Source organism: Bradyrhizobium sp. CCBAU 11434 (assembly GCF_028128895.1).
In the GTDB taxonomy this organism is placed as follows: Bacteria; Pseudomonadota; Alphaproteobacteria; order Rhizobiales; family Xanthobacteraceae; genus Bradyrhizobium; species Bradyrhizobium zhengyangense.
In genome coordinates, this window is the sequence record NZ_LBJX01000004.1 from 140,823 (window position 1) to 158,485 (window position 17,663).

The 17,663-nt window shown below is 64.8% G+C and carries 10 protein-coding genes; 9 read left to right on the forward strand and 1 reads right to left on the reverse strand.

The genetic code is table 11. The features are described 5' to 3' along the window. Together XI06_RS06405 and XI06_RS06410 are read left to right on the forward strand one after the other, a co-directional pair. The coding region (locus XI06_RS06405; protein WP_442869413.1) for a beta strand repeat-containing protein at positions 1–5,645 on the forward strand (5,645 nt) is incomplete at its 5' end. Between the two features lie 146 nt (positions 5,646–5,791). Then, the gene (locus XI06_RS06410; protein WP_271604849.1) at positions 5,792–8,026 is read left to right on the forward strand and encodes a CHASE2 domain-containing protein; all 2,235 of its coding nucleotides are present in this window, start codon (positions 5,792–5,794) and stop codon (positions 8,024–8,026) included. Positions 8,027–8,175: 149 nt separating this feature from the next. On the opposite strand, the gene XI06_RS06415 is transcribed toward XI06_RS06410, so the two are convergent. Continuing rightward, entirely contained in the window at positions 8,176–9,771 is a 1,596-nt protein-coding gene (locus XI06_RS06415) for an ABC transporter substrate-binding protein (RefSeq protein WP_271604850.1), read from the reverse strand. 202 nt (positions 9,772–9,973) lie between these two features. On the opposite strand from XI06_RS06415, the gene XI06_RS06420 reads away from it, so the two are divergent. From XI06_RS06420 to XI06_RS06450, 7 genes are all read left to right on the forward strand, one after another. Next, on the forward strand, positions 9,974–11,632 hold the full coding sequence (locus XI06_RS06420; RefSeq protein ID WP_237870867.1) for an ABC transporter substrate-binding protein: 1,659 nt from the start codon (positions 9,974–9,976) through the stop codon (positions 11,630–11,632). A gap of 189 nt (positions 11,633–11,821) precedes the next feature. Next, the gene (locus tag XI06_RS06425; RefSeq protein WP_237864042.1) at positions 11,822–12,775 is read left to right on the forward strand and encodes an ABC transporter permease; all 954 of its coding nucleotides are present in this window, start codon (positions 11,822–11,824) and stop codon (positions 12,773–12,775) included. Between the two features lie 4 nt (positions 12,776–12,779). Continuing rightward, entirely contained in the window at positions 12,780–13,682 is a 903-nt protein-coding gene (locus tag XI06_RS06430) for an ABC transporter permease (protein ID WP_237864041.1), read from the forward strand. A gap of 184 nt (positions 13,683–13,866) precedes the next feature. Further along, complete coding sequence (locus tag XI06_RS06435; RefSeq protein ID WP_237864040.1) at positions 13,867–14,925, forward strand: ABC transporter ATP-binding protein; 1,059 nt, start codon at positions 13,867–13,869, stop codon at positions 14,923–14,925. Beyond that, positions 14,922–15,119, forward strand: coding sequence for a hypothetical protein (locus XI06_RS06440; protein WP_194464777.1), 198 nt, complete (start codon positions 14,922–14,924; stop codon positions 15,117–15,119). Before XI06_RS06435 ends, XI06_RS06440 begins: the two co-directional genes overlap by 4 nt. Next, a complete protein-coding gene (locus XI06_RS06445) occupies positions 15,116–16,531 on the forward strand; it encodes an amidase (RefSeq protein WP_271604851.1) in 1,416 nt (471 codons plus the stop codon). Before XI06_RS06440 ends, XI06_RS06445 begins: the two co-directional genes overlap by 4 nt. Then, positions 16,528–17,499, forward strand: coding sequence for an ABC transporter ATP-binding protein (locus tag XI06_RS06450; RefSeq protein ID WP_271604852.1), 972 nt, complete (start codon positions 16,528–16,530; stop codon positions 17,497–17,499). Before XI06_RS06445 ends, XI06_RS06450 begins: the two co-directional genes overlap by 4 nt. The last annotated feature ends 164 nt before the right edge of the window (positions 17,500–17,663 follow it).

Genomic DNA, 17,663 nt, shown 5'->3' on the forward strand with positions numbered 1-17,663 from the left:
TCCTGACCCTCGCGGGCACCGAAATATCCGGCGGCGCCATCAATAACTACAGCGGCCCGTCGGGCGGCATGATCAACGTCACCGGCGACAGCACGATCGACGGCAACGCGGCCCTGAACAAGGGCACTGTGGCGGTTGCGAGCGACATCACGCTGACATTCGACGATGCGACCGTGTCGGCAAGCAAGATCACGAACAACGGCACCGTCAAGGTCGAGGCCGACAAGAAGCTGACGCTGGTCGGCGCCACCCTGACGGGCGGCGCGCTCACGATCGCAGGGACGCTCGCTTCGTCCGGCACCACAGCGGTGACCGACGCCAACATCTCGAACAGCTATCTGCTGGAATCGACGCTCGGCGGGCTCTTGACGCTGCTGGCGACGGGCTCCACCCCCAAGATCAGCAATGACGGCGGCACGATCCGGGCCAACAATGCCGAGCTCGACATCAACACCGAGGCCGTCACCAATACCGGCACGCTGGGCGCGATCAACGACGGCACGCTGAAGCTGATCTCGACTGACGTGACCAACACCGACGGGGCCGTGTCGATCGAGTCGGGCTCGACGCTCGATCTTTCCGCCGCGACGATCGACGGCGGCACCGTGACGCTTGCCGGCACGCTGGAATCCTTCGGCACCAGCGCTATCAGCAACGCCGACATCACCAACACCGGCACGACCACGGTCACCAGCGGCACGCTGACGATCGATCCTGCTATCGTCCACACCCTCGCCAACCACCAGCTGCTCCAGGCAAATGGCGGCGAGCTGGACATCTCCGGCGAGCAGATCGTCAACACCGCCGATATCAAGGCAATTGGCGGCGGCATTCTGAAGCTGACGTCGCTGACCGTCGCCAACGACGGCGGGACTGTGACGGTCGATGGCAGCTCGAAGCTCTATCTGTCCGATATCGTCACGATCAACGGCGGTCAGCTGAGCAACTCCGGCCATATCTTCAGCGTCTCCAACGCCAACACGATCTCGGGCGTCGTGACCAACACCGGCTTCATCGAGGTGCAGGCCGGCACGCTGAACCTCTCCGGCGGGCTCACCGGCGTGGGCCAGCTGATTATCGACGACAAGGCGACGCTGGAGCTTGCCGGTGCTGACGCGCAGACCGTCACCTTTGCCGGCGGCGCCGATACGCTCCAGCTCGACAAGAGCAGTCTCGGCTTCACCGGCACCATTACCGGCCAGTCGTCGACCGGCGGCACGTTCACGGTCACCGGCGCGGCCGACATTACGACCTCGATCAACGACGCGCTCGACTTCACGGCGTCGGGCGGCACATCCCTCAAGCCCGCGAGTATCGTCCTCACGCCGACCGGCACGCTGAACGGCGCGGCCAACGGCATCGTTGTCATTCAGAACGGCACCGGCGACATCTCGCTGACGGCGACAAAGGACGTCACGGGCCTGGCCGGCAACGGCATCACGCTGCGCGACAGCGCGACCGGCGTAGGCGACATCACGATCGACAATCTCACCGGTAAGGCGACGGGCACTGGCGCGAATTCGGAAGGCATTCTGGTCGAGAATCTGAATGCCGCGAACGCCGGCGACATCTCGATCACCCAGCTTGGCGGGGCGGCCGGCGGTGCCTTCGGCATCGATGCGACGACACAAGGCGATGGCGCCATCAGCATCGACGCCGGCGGCAACGTCACGGCGAGCTCGACCTACGGCATCCGTGCGCGTAGCTATGGTGCCGGTGACATCGCCGTCGCGACCGAGGCCGGCAGTGTCGTGACCTCGGGAAGCTCCGGTATCGTGGCCGTCAACCGGGCGACCTCGCTCGACAGTGGGAACGACAGCACCATCACTGTCAACGCGCATGGCTCGATCCATTCTGGCGGCACGTCAAACCTGGCTGGCAATCCGCCGGCTGGCATCCAGGCCGGCTATACTGGCTCGACGAACAGCACCGGTGCCAATACCGCCGTTACCGGCACGGTCGTTGTCAATAATTACGCCGACATTACCGCCGGGGCGGGCTCGGGCATCGACGCCTACAATTACGGGAACGGTAACGTCACGGTGACCAGCTTCGCCGGCACCACGATTTCCGTGTCCGGAACTCAGAGCTACGGCATCGAGGCCTCCGCCCTCAGCGGTGGCACCGGCGACATCACAGTCACGCTGGGCACAAGCGTCACGATCTCGGGTGCAACGGCCTACGGCGTCAAGGCCTACAGCATCGATGCCGGCGACATCGCCGTCACGCTCGCGACGGGCGACAGCATCACGTCGGGCAGCTCGGGCATCGTCGCAGTGAATTATGCGACAGCGATCGGAAGCGATCTGCACAGCACGATCTCCGTCGAGGCGCATGGCACGATCCATTCCGGCAGCACGCTGAACAACGATGGCGCCACGCCGGGCGGGATCATCGCCGGCTACAAGCCGGGCGGCGACGCCACCTTCTCGGGCGCGGTCAATGGCGATGTCATCGTCGACAGCGATGCCACGATCACGGCCGACGCTGGCTTCGGCATCGAGGCATTCACCTGGGGCGCCGGCAACGTCACGGTCTCGACCGGCAAGGCCTCGTCGATCACTGCCGCCGGCAACGCGATCCGTGCCTCCGATCACGGCGGCGGCGATGTGAGCGTCACCAACGAGGGCTCGGCCACAGGCGCGGTTGCTCTGGGCGTTGTGGCGACCGGCAAGAGCAACGTCACCATCCTCAATGACGGCGAACTCACCGCCACGGGAACGGCCGGCATCGTCGTCACCCAGAACGATGCAAGCGCGACCGGCTCGACACATATCACCAATACCGGCTCGGTCGTGGGAGCGAGCGGTCACTACGCGATCTTCGTCCAGGAGAACACGACCGGCGCGGCGGTGATCGACAATACCGGCACGATCGGACCCGATGCCCCCGGCAGCGTGACCTCGACAACCTACGCTATCGCCGAGACCGGCGGCGCGGTCACGATCAACAACAGCGGGCACATCAACGGCAACATCTCGGTCGCCAGTGCCACGTTCGACAACAACACGGCCGGCACCTGGACCGTCTCCGGCACCAGCGTGTTCGGCACGCTGTCCAAGATCGACAATGCCGGTGAGATCGACCTCCACGACGGTGCTTCGGTCTCGAGTGCGGACGGGGTGGCGTTTGGCATCACCAACTCCGGCAAGATCGAGAGCTGGGGCTCCGCCTCGATCACCGGCAATATCACCAATACCAACACGATCGAGATCCACACCGACGGGACGCTGTCGCTGTTCGGGTCGCTGTCAGGCTCCGGCTCGGTCACCATCGACACCGGCGCGACGCTCGTGGTTGACGCCGCGGTGTCGCAGACGGTCACCTTCGGCGGCAGTGGCGCCGAGCTCGATATCCAGACCACGGATTTCGGCGGATCGATCGCGGGATTGGCGTCGACAGACAAGATCGACCTGTCGAGCATCGACTATGGCCTCGGCACCAGTGCGGCCTACGTCGCCAACGACGACGCCAGCACCGGCGGCACGCTGACGATCACCGACGCCGCAGGGCACCACATCAGTCTGACCCTGACCGGTGCCGACTACAGCCACGCGACCTTTGCGGGCAGCAATGACGGCACGGATCATACGCTGATCACGGTCAACGCCGCCGACGACGCGCCCAAATTCACCACCGATGGCGCGACGCTGACCGCGAGCGTCTCCGAGCTTGCCGACACCACCGGCGCCTCCACGACATACGATCCGTCGCCTGCCGCGACCGGCTCGATCGCCTTCACCGACGTCGACCTGACCGACCGGCCGACGGCGACGGTCACCCATCAGGACGTGACCTGGCTCGCCGCCGACCACACCGCTCTGACGCTGACGCCGGACGAGATCAGCGCGCTCGAACACGCGCTGTCGCTGCAACTGACCGGCAAGAACAACGGCACCGTCGGCTGGAGCTATTCGATCGCCGACGGCTCGCTGGATTTCCTCGGGCAGGGCCAGACCGCGACGGTGGTCTCCACCATCACGCTTGACGACGGCCACAAGACCGACACGACCCAGGTCACCGTCACGATATCAGGCGCGAACGACGCCCCGGCGATCGCGGCCAAGGCCGGCGACAGTGCCGGCGCCGACCTGAGCGAGACCAATTCGGGGCTCGGCGCGACCGGCACGCTCACCGTGTCCGACGCCGACGCCACCGATCACGTCACGGTCGCGCTCGATCACCTCTCGGTCTATCTCGACGGGACCTTGCAAACCGACGGCATCGACGGGCTGTCGAACGCAGACCTCCTGAACTATCTCACCGTGCAGTCCGGCGACATCCTGAACGGCACGGCAACCCACGCCCAGTTCACCTGGGACTTCAATTCCAGCAGCCAGGCCTTCGACTTCCTGGCCGCGGGCCATACGCTGTCGCTGCAATACACCATCGTGCCCGACGACAGCCATACGCCGACCGGCACCGGCAATGGCGTCGTCACGATCAACATCGCCGGCAGTAACGACGCGCCGACGCTCGACAGCACCACGCTCGCCTCCGTCGCCGGCAACGAGAGCGATCCGGCCGGAAGCGCCGTCAGCGACCTCTTCGCAGGCAAATTCCACGACGTCGACGACGGCTCGAGCTTCCAGGCCATCGCGGTCACTTCGGACACGGCATCGTCCGCCGACGGCGTCTGGCAGTACGAGCTCGCCGGCACCCATCAGTGGGTCGACATCGGTTCGGTCAGCGACACACAGGCGCTGGTGCTGGGCACCGATACGCTGATCCGCTTCCTGCCCGCCGATGGCTTTAACGGCACGCCGGCCGCGCTCGGCGTCCACGCCCTCGACGACACCTATACCGGGGGGATCACGACCTCCGCTTCGCCGGCGACGACGACTGACATCACCGCGATGAGCACCGACGGCACCGCGCCGGTCTCGGACAAGACCGCCACGATTTCAACCAGCGTGACCGCGCCCCCCGGCGGACCGGTCATCGACACCGATCATTTCTACGTCTCGCACAATGGCGAGGCAGGCACCGACACCATCTTCAATCTTTCGGTCAGCGACACCGATTCCAGCGCGTCGACGGATGACTTTACGGTCGCGGCGTCGACCTTGCATGCGCCGGGCAGCAGCGTCGATCTGTCGCCGGCGTCGGGCTCGCTCGACGACATCAACACAGCGTTCGAGAATGGTGTGACCTACTCTCCGGGCGATCCGGCACCCGACCAGGACCGGATCGCGCTCACCGTGACGGACAAGACCACCGGTGCCTACGACACCGTCAACTTCATCTTCGACGAGGCTGGCGACACCAGCCAGGGCATCACCCTGACCGGCACCGGCGGCAAGGACGTGATCTTCGCGCCGACGACCGGCGACACGCTGACCGGCGGCGGCGGCAAGGATCAGTTCGTGTTCGCGCCGGGCTTCGGCGGGGGCGACGCCTCGCACACCATTACCGATTTCATCGAGGGCCTGGACAAGATCGACCTGCGCCAGTTCTCGGATGTCGGCTCCATCGGCAATCTCACAATCGTGCAGCAGCAGGGCACCGGCGACACGCTGGTCACCTGGCATCAGCAGATCAGTCACCCCGAGGGCGGACCGATCACGGAGAACGAGCAGCTGTTGCTGAAGAGCGTTATCGCCGCAAATCTCAAGGCCAGCGATTTCATCTTCCACATCACCTGATGAACGCCGGACCCGCCCGGCCGGAACGCGGAGCTTGACCGCGGCAAAAAATCCATAATCCTCCGCCATCAGACAATGGCCAACCGCGCGGAGAGGCTCCATGATCGCTCGAACGGACGCGATGCGCGGCAGGAAGCGCGACTGATATGAAACGTCTCAAGATCCTGCGCCGGTGGTTCACGCGAAAGTTCGGCTTGGCGCGGCTGCTGTGCCTTGCGCTGCTGGTCGTGTTCGCAGGTCTGCGGGTCTGGGATCCGCCGCCGGTGCAGGAGCTGCGGCTGCGCACCTTCGACATGTTCCAGCTGGTCGACCCGCGCGACAAGAAGGGGGTGAGGCCGGTCACCATCGTCGACATCGACGACAAGAGCCTTGCCAAATTCGGCCAGTGGCCATGGCCGCGCACGCGGGTCGCCGACATGATCGCCAACCTCACCAGTCACGGCGCGGTGGCGATCGGTTTCGACGTGGTGTTCTCGGAGCCCGACCGGCTCAATCCTGACCTGGTCGCGGGCCAGATGCGCTATCTCGACGAGGCCACCCGCACCAGGCTGCGCGAATTGCCGAGCAACGACCAGATCCTTTCGGAGGCGATCAAGCGCTCGCGCGTGGTGTTGGGCGAGACCGGGCAGTCTGCGATAACGTCGGAGATCGACAAGGCGCTTCCCTTCACCGGCGTGGCAACGGTCGGCGAGGCGGGGCCCGAGCGCTTTCTGTTCGAATTCCCGGGTCTGTTGCGCAACGTGCCTATCATCGAGCAGGTCGCCGCGGGCCGCGGCCTGTTCACGATCCGGACCGAGCGCGACGGCCTGATCCGGCGCGTGCCGATGATCATGCGCGCGCAAGGCCAGACCATGCCGTCTCTCAGTCTCGAGATCCTGCGCGTCGTCACGGGGACGCCGACGCTGTTGGTGCGCACCGACAAGACCGGCATCCGCGCCGTCCGCATCAAGGGCGTCGAGATTCCGACCGACGAGAACGGCCAGCTCTGGGTGCACTATGCCCGCCGCGACCCCTCGATCTACGTCTCGGCGGCTGATGTGCTCGACAACACGGTGTCGCCGGGCAAGCTTGCCGGCAAGCTGGTGCTGATCGGGACCTCCGCTGTCGGCCTGAACGACATCAAGACCACGCCGGTATCGCGCGCCATGCCGGGTGTCGAGATCCATGCCCAGGTGCTCGAAAGCGTGCTGACCGGCGCCGCGATTTCCCGGCCGAACTACGCGCTTGGCCTCGAATTGATCGTCGCGATGATCATCGGCATTCTCGTCATCATCTTCACGCCGAATCTCGGACCGGTGCGACTGGTGCTGGCAGGCGCGTTGTTCGCCGCTATCCTGATCGGCGTGTCCTGGTTCTTCTATGCGAAATACCGCTACCTCATCGACTTCACCTATCCGCTGCTGTCGACCACGGCGATCTATTTGACCTTCATCTTTGCAAGCTTCGTGCGCGAGCAGCGCCAGCGCGTGCAGATCCGCGGCATCTTCGCCCAATACATGTCGCCCGTGCTGGTCGAACAGCTCGCGCAATCGCCGGAGAAAGTCGTGCTCGGCGGCGAGGAGCGCGAGATGACGATCATGTTCTCCGATGTGCGCGGCTTCACCACGATCTCGGAAAGCTACAAGCACGATCCGCAAGGCCTGATCACGCTGATGAACCGCTTCCTGACGCCGCTCACGGACGTGATCATCGAACAGAAGGGTTACGTCGACAAATATATGGGCGACGCCATCATGGCGTTCTGGAACGCGCCGCTCGACGATGCCGAGCATCAGGTCCATGCCTGCGAGGCAGCGATCCAGATGCTCGAGAAGATCGACGTCGTCAACAGGGAGCGCGAGCAGGAAGCCGCCGATGGCGGCCACGTCTACATTCCGCTCAATGTCGGCATCGGCCTCAACACCGGCATCGGCGTGGTCGGCAACATGGGCTCCGACCTGAAGAAGAACTATTCGGTGCTCGGCGACAGCGTGAACCTCGCCTCGCGCCTGGAAGGCCAGACCAAGGAATACGGCTTCCCCATCATTGTCGGCTCGCGGACGGCGCTCGCCGCCAAGGACAGATTCGCGATCCTCGAGCTCGACTTCATCATGGTCAAGGGCAAGACCGAGCCGGAGGTGATCTATGCCATCGCCGGCCGCGAGGACGTGATGCAATCTGGCGCGTTCCAGCGCCTGCGCAACGTCACCATCGAGATGCTCGGCTGCTACCGCAACCGCGACTGGCAGGGTGCACTCGACGCCATCGAGCGCGGCCGTCGCAGCGAGGACGCCGACACGCTGGAAAAGCTGTTCAAGCTGTACGAAGCGCGCATCGGGGAGTTCAAAGCCAATCCGCCGCCGGAGGGCTGGACCGGGGCGTATGCGCTGCTGACGAAGTAGGGGGGCTTTGTAGGGTGGGTTAGCTCAGCGGATGCGCGAAGCGCAATCCGTTGAGCGTAACCCGCCGACTCCGGTCCGTGTTTGCGGAAGCATGGTGGGTTACGCCTTCGGCTAACTAACCCACCCCACGGCAGCTGTGTCCGCGGCCTTTACTCCACCCCGATCGTGGTCAGATCCTGGAACCAGTGCTGGGCCTGCACGAACTGCTTGATCTTCGGCGACAGCGCGTGCGGGTTGGTGTCGTGGACGACCCAGACCAGCGCGGCATCGTCGACGACGAGCGCATGGGCCTTGGCGATCAGCTCGTCCTGCTTGGCGGTGTCGAAGGTCTGCTTGGCCTGGTTGATCAGGGCGTCGACCTCGGGGTTCTTGTAGCCGCCCCAATTGACGCCGACAGGCGCGATCTGGTCGGAGGCGAAGAAGCGCACGATGGCGTAGAGCGGATCCGACGTGACATAGGCGATGTTGTTGGCGGTGATGCCGGCATTCATCTCGTCGGCCGCGCCCTTGCGCCAATGCGTATAGAGCGTCTCGAGTTCGACCACTTTGAAGTCGATGTCGATGCCGATCTCCTTGAAACTCTGCTGCAGGAATTCGTTCATCGGCAGCGACAGCATCTGGCCGGTGCCGCCCTGCGCGATGATGAAAGTGGTCTTCAGCGGCTTTTCTTTTGAATAGCCGGCTTCCTCCACCAGCTTCTTCGCCGCAGCAAGATCGTACTTCAATTCAAAGCTCGGTTTGCCGAACCACGGGCTCGACGGGTCGACCTGGCCCTTGGCCGGCTTTGCAAGCCCGTTCATCAGGCCGACCACCTCGTCGCGGTTGATGGCGAGGTTCAGCGCCTTGCGCAGGCGGATGTCGGTCCAGGGCGAGCCCGGCAGCACGCTAAGGTGATAATTCCAGACATGCGGCGTGACGTTGTCGACGAGTTTCATGCCGGCGGCTTTCAGCTGCGGCACGGCATCGGGCGCCGGAGTCTCGATCAGGTCGACTTGCCCTGCGAGCAGCGCGTTGGTGCGCGTCAGCGCTTCCGGCATCGGCACCAGCACGATCTTGTCGACCTTGGGAATCCGCTTCGGATTCCAATAGTCCGGATTCTTGCTGAGCTCGGCGAGCTCGCGCGGCACCAGCTTGGTCAGCTTGAACGGGCCGGTGCCCGACGGCTGGCTTGCGAACTTGTCCCAATCCTTGCCGAGCTTCTCATATTGTGCCGGGCTCGACACCAGGAACCACAGCATCTGATACGGGAAAAAGGAATCGACCGTCTTGGTGGTGATCTCCACGGTGAAATCGTCGATCTTGGCGTAGCTGGCGACCGAGGGCAGGCGGGTCTTCACCTGCGCGCTCTGCCGCTTGTCGAATTGCGGCGCCTTGTCGTTGAGCACCTTGTCGAGATTCCAGATCACCGCATCGGCGTTGAACTCGCTGCCGTCGTGAAACTTCACGCCCTTGCGAAGGGTGAAGCGCCACTTGGTCTTGTCCGTGTCGTCGACCTTCCATTCGGTCGCGAGCCCCGGCACCAGTTTGCCCGGCCGATCGGCGACGTCCATCTCCCACGCCACCAGCGGATCGTAGATAGTGTAGGCCGTGAACTGATAGGCTCCGGCACCGCGATCGGGCTGGCCTGATGTCAGCGGAATATCCGCCATCGAGATGCCGTAGCGCACCACCGTTTCGGCGCCCGCCGAGAGTGCTGATATCGCCAGCGCAAGCGCGGCGAGACAGGTCGTTAAGCGAATACGCATGGCCCAAGCTCCCAGGAAAAGGTCGGGCTCAAACGTTGCAATCTTGATGCCAGAATAGGCAGCACGATGCCCATGCACGCGCACGATCACAAGGACTTGTCGTCGCAGGGGCAATTTGCAGAATAAGTTTCCCCGGATGGCATAGCCATTGCATACGTTTGCATCAAAATTAGTCATCGATATCGGGAAGAGGATTGAGGCGATGCTTATCAAGACAACCGCGCGTGCAGCATTGATCGCTGCACTTGCCGTGGCGGCTGCGGCGGCGTGGCCGCGCGCGGCCAGCGCCGAAACCGTGCTGCGCATCGGCATGACCGCGGCGGACATTCCGCGCACGCTCGGTCAGCCCGATCAGGGTTTTGAAGGCAACCGCTTCACCGGCGTCACCATGTATGACGCGCTCACCGGCTGGGACCTGTCGTCCGCCGACAAACCGAGCGTGGTGATCCCGGGCCTCGCGACCGAATGGAAGGTCGACGAGTCAGACAAGACCAAATGGACCTTCAAGCTGCGCCCCGGCGTCACCTTCCACGACGGCACCCCGTTCAATGCCGACGCAGTGGTCTGGAACGTCGACAAGGTCTTGAAGCAGGACGCGCCGCAGTTCGATCCGAGCCAGGTCGGCGTCACGGCCTCTCGTATGCCGACGCTGGCCTCCGCAAGGAAGATCGACGACATGACGGTCGAGCTCACCACCAAGGAGCCCGACAGCTTCCTGCCGATCAACCTCACCAACCTCTTCATGGCGAGCCCGGCAAAGTGGCAGCACTTCTACGACAAGGCCGAAGGCGCAGATGCCAAGGCCAAATCGCAGGCCGCCTGGACTGCCTTTGCCAAGGACGCCGCCGGCACCGGCCCGTGGAAGATGGCGGGCTTCACGCCGCGCGAGCGGCTCGAGCTGGTCAAGAATGCCGACTATTGGGACAAGACCCGCGTGCCCAAGATCGACAAGATGGTGCTGTTGCCGATGCCGGAGGCCAACGCGCGCACCGCGGCGCTTTTGTCTGGACAGGTCGATTGGGTCGAGGCGCCGGCGCCGGATGCGCTGCCCGAGCTCAAGCAACGCGGCTTCAAGCTCTATGCCAATGAGCAGCCGCACGTCTGGCCGTGGCAGTTCTCGCGTGTCGAAGGCTCGCCCTGGAACGACATTCGCGTCCGCAAGGCCGCCAATCTTTGCGTCGATCGCGAAGGCCTCAAGGACGGATTGCTTGCAGGGCTGATGGTGCCGGCGACCGGCACCTTCGAGCCCGGCCATCCCTGGCGCGGAAAACCGACCTTCGAGATCAAGTACGACAAGCCGGCTGCGCAAAAGCTGATGCAGGAGGCCGGCTTCGGTCCAAACAAGAAGCTGACGGTGAAGATCCAGACGTCTGCTTCAGGCTCGGGCCAGATGCAACCGCTACCGATGAACGAATACCTCCAGCAGGCGCTCGCCGAATGTTATTTCGACGTGCAGCTCGACGTCATCGAGTGGAACACGCTGTTCACCAACTGGCGCCGCGGCGCCAAGGATCCGAGCGCCAATGGCTCCAATGCGACCAACGTCACCTATGCGGCGATGGACCCGTTCTTCGCGCTGGTGCGCTTCCTGCAATCGGGCATGGCCCCGCCAGTCTCGAACAATTGGGGGTTCATCAACAATCCCAAGTTCGACGAGCTGGTGAAGAAGGCAAGGCAGACCTTCGACCCCGCCGCGCGCGACGCCGCGCTCGCCGAGCTGCACGCAGCCTCCGTCGACGACGCCGCCTTCCTCTACGTCGCCCACGACGTCGGCCCGCGCGCCATGAGCCCGAAAGTGACAGGCGTGATCCAGCCGAAGAGTTGGTTCATCGACTTCTCGCCGATTGCGATGCAGCAGTGAGGTGAGCACGCTGGTAGAGTTCCCTCCCCCCTTGTGGGGGAGGGTTAGGGAGAGGGGTAGCCACACAGGGACCGCCCGTGTGAACCCCCTTCCCCAACCCCTCCCCGCAAGGGGGAGGGGAGCCCTACCATCGCGCGTCCCTTACTGAAGACGTGCACCCAATCGTACGACATCACGTCAGGTCAATCCGTGCTCGCCTATATCGCCAGACGCATCGTCTATGTCATCCCGATCGTCATCAGCGTGGCGCTGGTGTGCTTTCTGCTCGTGCACATCACGCCGGGCGATCCGCTGGTCGCGGTGCTCCCCGCCGATGCCTCTCAGGAGCTCGCGGCGCAGCTCCGCGCCGCCTATGGCTTCGACCGGCCGCTGCCGGTGCAGTTCGGCCTCTGGCTCTTGCGCGCGCTGCATGGCGATCTCGGCAATTCCATTGCCACGGGGCGCCCCGTGCTCGCCGAGGTCATGCGCGCGGTCGGCAACACCGTCACGCTGGCGATTGCGGCCGCCATCATCGGCTTCACCATGGGCATCCTGCTCGGGCTGATCGCCGGCTATTTCCGCGAGACATGGATCGACAAGCTCGCGACGTCGTTCGCGATCGCCGGCGTCTCGGTGCCGCATTACTGGCTCGGTATGGTGCTGGTCATTATCTTCTCGGTGGAGCTGAACTGGCTGCCCGCGGTCGGCGCCGGGCCCGGCGGCTCTGCGGCCTGGGCCTGGGATTGGGACCACCTGAAATATCTGGTGCTGCCGGCGATCACGACCTCGGTGATTCCAATGGGCATCGTCACACGCACCGTCCGCGCGCTCACTGGCGATATCCTCTCGCAGGATTTCGTTGAAGCGCTGCGCGCCAAGGGCCTGCACGAAACCGGCGTATTCCGCCACGTCATCAAGAACGCCGCGCCGACCGCGCTCGCGGTGATGGGGCTCCAGCTCGGCTACATGCTCGGCGGCTCGATCCTGATCGAGACCGTGTTCTCCTGGCCGGGCTCGGGCTTCCTGCTCAACTCCGCGATCTTCCAGCGCGACCTGCCGCTGCTGCAGGGCACGATCCTGGTGCTGGCACTGTTCTTCGTCTTTCTCAATCTCCTTGTCGACATCGCCCAAGCCGCGATCGATCCGCGTATCAAGCGGGGCTAGCGGGATGAGCGAGCTTCCCTTGTCCACCACCGCCGATGCCGCGCTGCAGGCCGCGCCCGCGACCAAGGCGCGCGGCTATTGGGCGACGGTCGGCCGCCGCATCCTGCGCGACAAGGTCAGCATGGCCTGCGCCATCGTGCTGCTGTTGATCTTCGTCTCCGCGATCCTCGCGCCCTGGCTCGGCCTGGAAGATCCCTACAAGGGTTCGATGATCCGCCGCCTGCGCCACATCGGCACATCAGGCTATCCGCTCGGCACCGACGAACTCGGCCGCGACATGCTGGCGCGACTGATCTATGGCGGCAGGCTGTCGCTGGTCATCGGCATCCTGCCTGTGATCCTCGCCTTCTGCATCGGCACCTCGCTCGGCATCATCGCCGGCTATGTCGGTGGCAAGCTCAACACCGCGATCATGCGCACCGTCGACGTGTTCTACGCCTTCCCGTCGGTGCTGCTGGCGATCGCGATCTCCGGTGCGCTCGGCGCCGGCATCCTCAACTCCATCGTGGCGCTGACCATCGTGTTCGTGCCGCAGATCACCCGCGTCGCCGAGAGCGTCACGACAGGCGTGCGCAACATGGATTTCGTCGAAGCCGCACGTGCCTCCGGCGCCGGGCCGCTCACCATCATGCGCGTGCACATTCTCGGCAACGTGCTGGGCGCGATCTTCGTCTATGCCACGAGCCTCATCTCGGTTTCCATGATCCTGGCGGCCGGCCTCTCCTTCCTCGGCCTCGGCACCAAGCCGCCGGAGCCGGAATGGGGCCTGATGCTGAATACGCTGAGGACCGCGATCTACGTCAATCCCTGGGTGGCAGCATTGCCGGGCGCGATGATCTTCGCGGTCTCGATCTGCTTCAACCTGCTCTCGGACGGCCTGCGCAGCGCCATGGACATCAGGAATTAGCGATGGTGAGAACGATGCAATTCGCCGCGGTGTTGGTGCCACACCTCTCCCGAAGGGAGAGGTCGGATTGCATCGCAAGATGCAATCCGGGTGAGGGGTTACGCTGCACCGAGTTTGCCGCGCCCCCTCACCCGGCGCTGCGCGCCGACCTCTCCCCGATGGGGAGAGGTGGGAGATCGTGGCGATGACAACAACTGAACCAATTGCCATGCTGGAGCCGGTCGAGGACCGCGGCGGCGTCGCGCAGCCTCTGCTTCAGGTCAACGGGCTGACAAAACACTTCCCGGTCCGTGGCGGACTGTTCGCCGCCAAGCGCACCGTGCGCGCCGTGGACAATGTCTCCTTCTCCGTCGCCAAGGGCGAGACCGTCGGCATCGTCGGTGAATCCGGCTGCGGCAAGTCCACCACGGCGCGCCTCTTGATGCATCTGATGCCGCGCGATGACGGCGACATCATCTATGATGGCATGACCGTCGGGCAGTCGCTCTCCTTGCGCGAATTGCGCCGCGGCATGCAGATGGTGTTCCAGGACTCCTACGCCTCGCTCAATCCGCGCCTGACGATCGAAGAGTCGATCGCGTTCGGCCCGAAAGTCCACGGCATGGCTGATGGCGCGGCGCGCGCATTGGCGCGCGAGCTGCTCGGCAAGGTCGGCCTCGTCCCTGCAAATTTCGCCAACCGCTATCCGCACGAAATCTCCGGCGGCCAGCGCCAGCGCGTCAACATCGCACGCGCGCTGGCGCTGTCGCCGCGGCTGGTGATCCTGGATGAAGCCGTCTCCGCGCTCGACAAATCCGTCGAGGCGCAGGTGCTGAACCTGCTCGCCGACCTCAAGCGCGAGTTCGGGCTGACCTATCTCTTCATCAGCCACGACCTCAACGTCGTCCGCTATATCTCGGACCGCGTGCTGGTGATGTATCTCGGCGAGGTCGTCGAGCTCGGCCCGGTCGATCAGGTCTGGGACAGCCCCGGGCATCCGTATACGCGCGCGCTGCTTGCTGCGATGCCGTCCTCCGATCCTGACAGGCGCACCGAGAAGCCGCCGATCTCGGGCGACCCGCCCAATCCGATCGATCCGCCCACGGGCTGCCGCTTCCATACCCGTTGCCCGTTTGCGGAGCCGCTCTGCGCAAATGCGACACCAAAGCTTACGGCACTCGATAAGATGGGCCACGAAGCCGCGTGCTATATGGCCATTCCGGGATCTGGCCATAGCCGTGCGCCAGGAGAGGAAACCGCATGACGAGACCGACGACGAAAGAAATCCAGGCGACCGCGCAAGTCGCCGGCGTTCCTGTCGACGAGGAGATCGCGACACGCATCTCCAATTCCATCGGGCCGGCCTTCGAGGGCTTTGCCGCCATTGCCGGCACGCTGCCGTTCGACCTCGAGCCCGCGCTCTATCCGCTTGCGCAAGCCGCGAAGGTGTCGAAATGAGCCGTGAACCTGCCCTGATGACGCTCACCGAGGTCGCGCGTGCGATCGCGATGAAGCAGGTGTCCTCGCATGAGGTGACGCGCGCGCTGTTGCACCGCATTGCGCAGTGGCAGCCGCATCTCAACGCCTTCATGTCAATTGAATCAGAAGCCGCGCTGAAGGCGGCCGATGCCGCCGACGCCGCGCTTGCGAACGGCGAGGTGCGTGGCCCGCTGCATGGCGTGCCGCTCGCGCATAAGGACATGTATTACGATGCCGGCAAGGTCTCGACCTGCGGCTCGCTGATCCGCCGCGATTTCGTGCCGACGGTGACGTCGACTGCGTTGCAGCGGCTGAAGGATGCCGGCCAGGTCAGGCTCGGCACGCTGCATCTGGCCGAATTCGCCTATGGCCCGACCGGGCACAACGCCCATTATGGCCCGGTACGCAACCCCTGGAATGTCGCGCATATCACCGGCGGGTCCTCCTCGGGCTCCGGCTCGGCGGTGGCCGCTCGGCTGACCTTTGCGGCGCTCGGCTCGGACACCGGCGGCTCGATCCGTATGCCCGCGCATTTCTGCGGTGTCACCGGGCTGAAGACCACGGTCGGTCGCGTCAGCCGCGCCGGCGCGATGCCATTGTCGCAATCGCTCGACACGGTCGGCCCGCTCGCTCGCACCGCGGAAGACTGCGCGCTGCTGCTGGCGCTGATGGCTGGCCCCGACCCCGAGGATTCGACCACGAGCCAGGAGCCGCTCTCGGACTACGTCGCGGCGACCAAGGGCTCGCTCAATGGCCTCAAGATCGGCATCCCTGCGTCCTTCTATGTCGACGATCTCGACAGCGAGGTCGCGCGCGTGCTGGACGAGACCATCGCGGTGCTCAAGCGCGAGGGCGCAGATATCGTCAAGGTGGAGCTGCCGGACCAGCGGCAATTGCAGGCAGCGAGCCAGCTCGTGCTCGCCGCGGAAGCCGCCGCCTTCCACAAGCGCTGGATGATCGAGCGTCCCCAGGACTATGGTCCGCAGACCTTGATGCGGCTTCAGAACGGCCTCGCCATACCCGCCATCACCTATCTCGAGGCGATGCGCTGGCGCGGCCCGGCCCTCGCTGCGCACAATGCAGCGACCGCCGGCGTCGACGCGGTGATCGCGCCGGCCTCGCCCATCCCGGCGCCGACGATCGAGGAGAGCGATGTCGGCGGCGGACCGAACGCGCCGGCGCTGCTGCAGCGGCTGACGCTGTTCACCCGCCCGGTGAATTTTCTGGGCCTGCCGTCGCTCACCGTACCATCAGGGTTTACCAAAAGCGGCTTGCCTGTCGGCATGCAGCTGATCGGCCGCTCCTTCGATGAAGCGACTTTGCTGACCATCGGCGCCGCCTTCCAGCGCGTCACCGATTATCACGAGAGGTTGCCAAAACTGCCGTCATGACAAAGCTCGTCGAGATTTCAGGCCTCAACATCCGCTTCACCGGCGAGCGCACGGTCTATGCCGTGAACGATCTCAATCTCTCGCTCGGTGATGGCGAGGTGTTGGGCCTGCTCGGCGAGTCCGGTTCGGGCAAGAGCGTGACCCTGCGCGCGCTGATGCAGCTGTTGCCGAAGAAGCGCACGCAAATTTCGGGCGCTGTCAATGTGATGGGCCGCGACGTGCTCGCCATGAACGACGAGGAGCTGTCGTCGTTTCGCGGTCAGACCGTGTCGATGGTCTTTCAAGAGCCGGCGCTCGCGCTTGACCCCGTCTACACCATCGGCGCGCAGATCGCCGAAAGCGTGGTGCGGCACGAAGGCAAGTCTCATGCGGAAGGGCGCGCGCGGGCGCTCGAAATGCTCGACATCGTGCGCATCCCCTCGGCAAAGCGACGGCTGGATGCCTATCCGCACGAAATGTCCGGCGGCATGCGCCAGCGCGCGATGATCGCGCTGGCGCTCGCATGCCGGCCGAAAATCCTGCTCGCGGACGAGCCCACCACCGCGCTCGATGCCACCGTGCAGATCCAGATCCTCTTGCTGCTGCGCGAGCTGCAGCGCGAGTTCGGCATGTCCGTCATCTTCGTCACCCACGATATTGGCGTCGCGATCGAGATCTGCGACCGCGTCGCGGTGATGTATGCCGGCCAGATCGTGGAGCAGGGCGCCTTGCGCGACATCGTCCGCACCCCGGTGCACCCCTATGCCAGGGGCCTGCTCGCCTCGACCATCCAGGGCGCCAAGCGCGGCGCCCGCCTCGAAACCATCCCCGGCACCCCGCCATCCCTCGCCGAAAAGCCGAACGGCTGCTCCTTCGCCCCCCGCTGCGCCGTGGCCCAGCCCCGCTGCCTGGAGCAGCTGCCGCCGAACGTCGAGGTCGGCCCGGGCCGGGCGGCACGGTGCGTGCTGGCCGAGCCGGTGCACGCCTGAACTCAAAAATACCCTGCGCCGGCACGCCCTTGTCACAATCCACCGCGCCCATCCCGCTGCGGCCATTTCTACTGTGCATGGGGTTGTTTTCGCGATTGCGGATCCGAGGGCCCTCCGGGAACACCATTCAGACCCCATTCATCCCGGTTCCCGTTCCATGGCCC

Bases quoted from the DNA above. Each gene is read 5' to 3' on its own strand.
- XI06_RS06410 (WP_271604849.1), top strand. From the start codon at position 5,792: ATGAAACGTCTCAAGATCCTGCGCCGGTGGTTCACGCGAAAGTTCGGC.
- XI06_RS06415 (WP_271604850.1), bottom strand. From the start codon at position 9,771: ATGCGTATTCGCTTAACGACCTGTCTCGCCGCGCTTGCGCTGGCGATA.
- XI06_RS06420 (WP_237870867.1), top strand. From the start codon at position 9,974: ATGCTTATCAAGACAACCGCGCGTGCAGCATTGATCGCTGCACTTGCC.
- XI06_RS06430 (WP_237864041.1), top strand. From the start codon at position 12,780: ATGAGCGAGCTTCCCTTGTCCACCACCGCCGATGCCGCGCTGCAGGCC.
- XI06_RS06435 (WP_237864040.1), top strand. From the start codon at position 13,867: ATGACAACAACTGAACCAATTGCCATGCTGGAGCCGGTCGAGGACCGC.
- XI06_RS06440 (WP_194464777.1), top strand. From the start codon at position 14,922: ATGACGAGACCGACGACGAAAGAAATCCAGGCGACCGCGCAAGTCGCC.
- XI06_RS06445 (WP_271604851.1), top strand. From the start codon at position 15,116: ATGAGCCGTGAACCTGCCCTGATGACGCTCACCGAGGTCGCGCGTGCG.
- XI06_RS06450 (WP_271604852.1), top strand. From the start codon at position 16,528: ATGACAAAGCTCGTCGAGATTTCAGGCCTCAACATCCGCTTCACCGGC.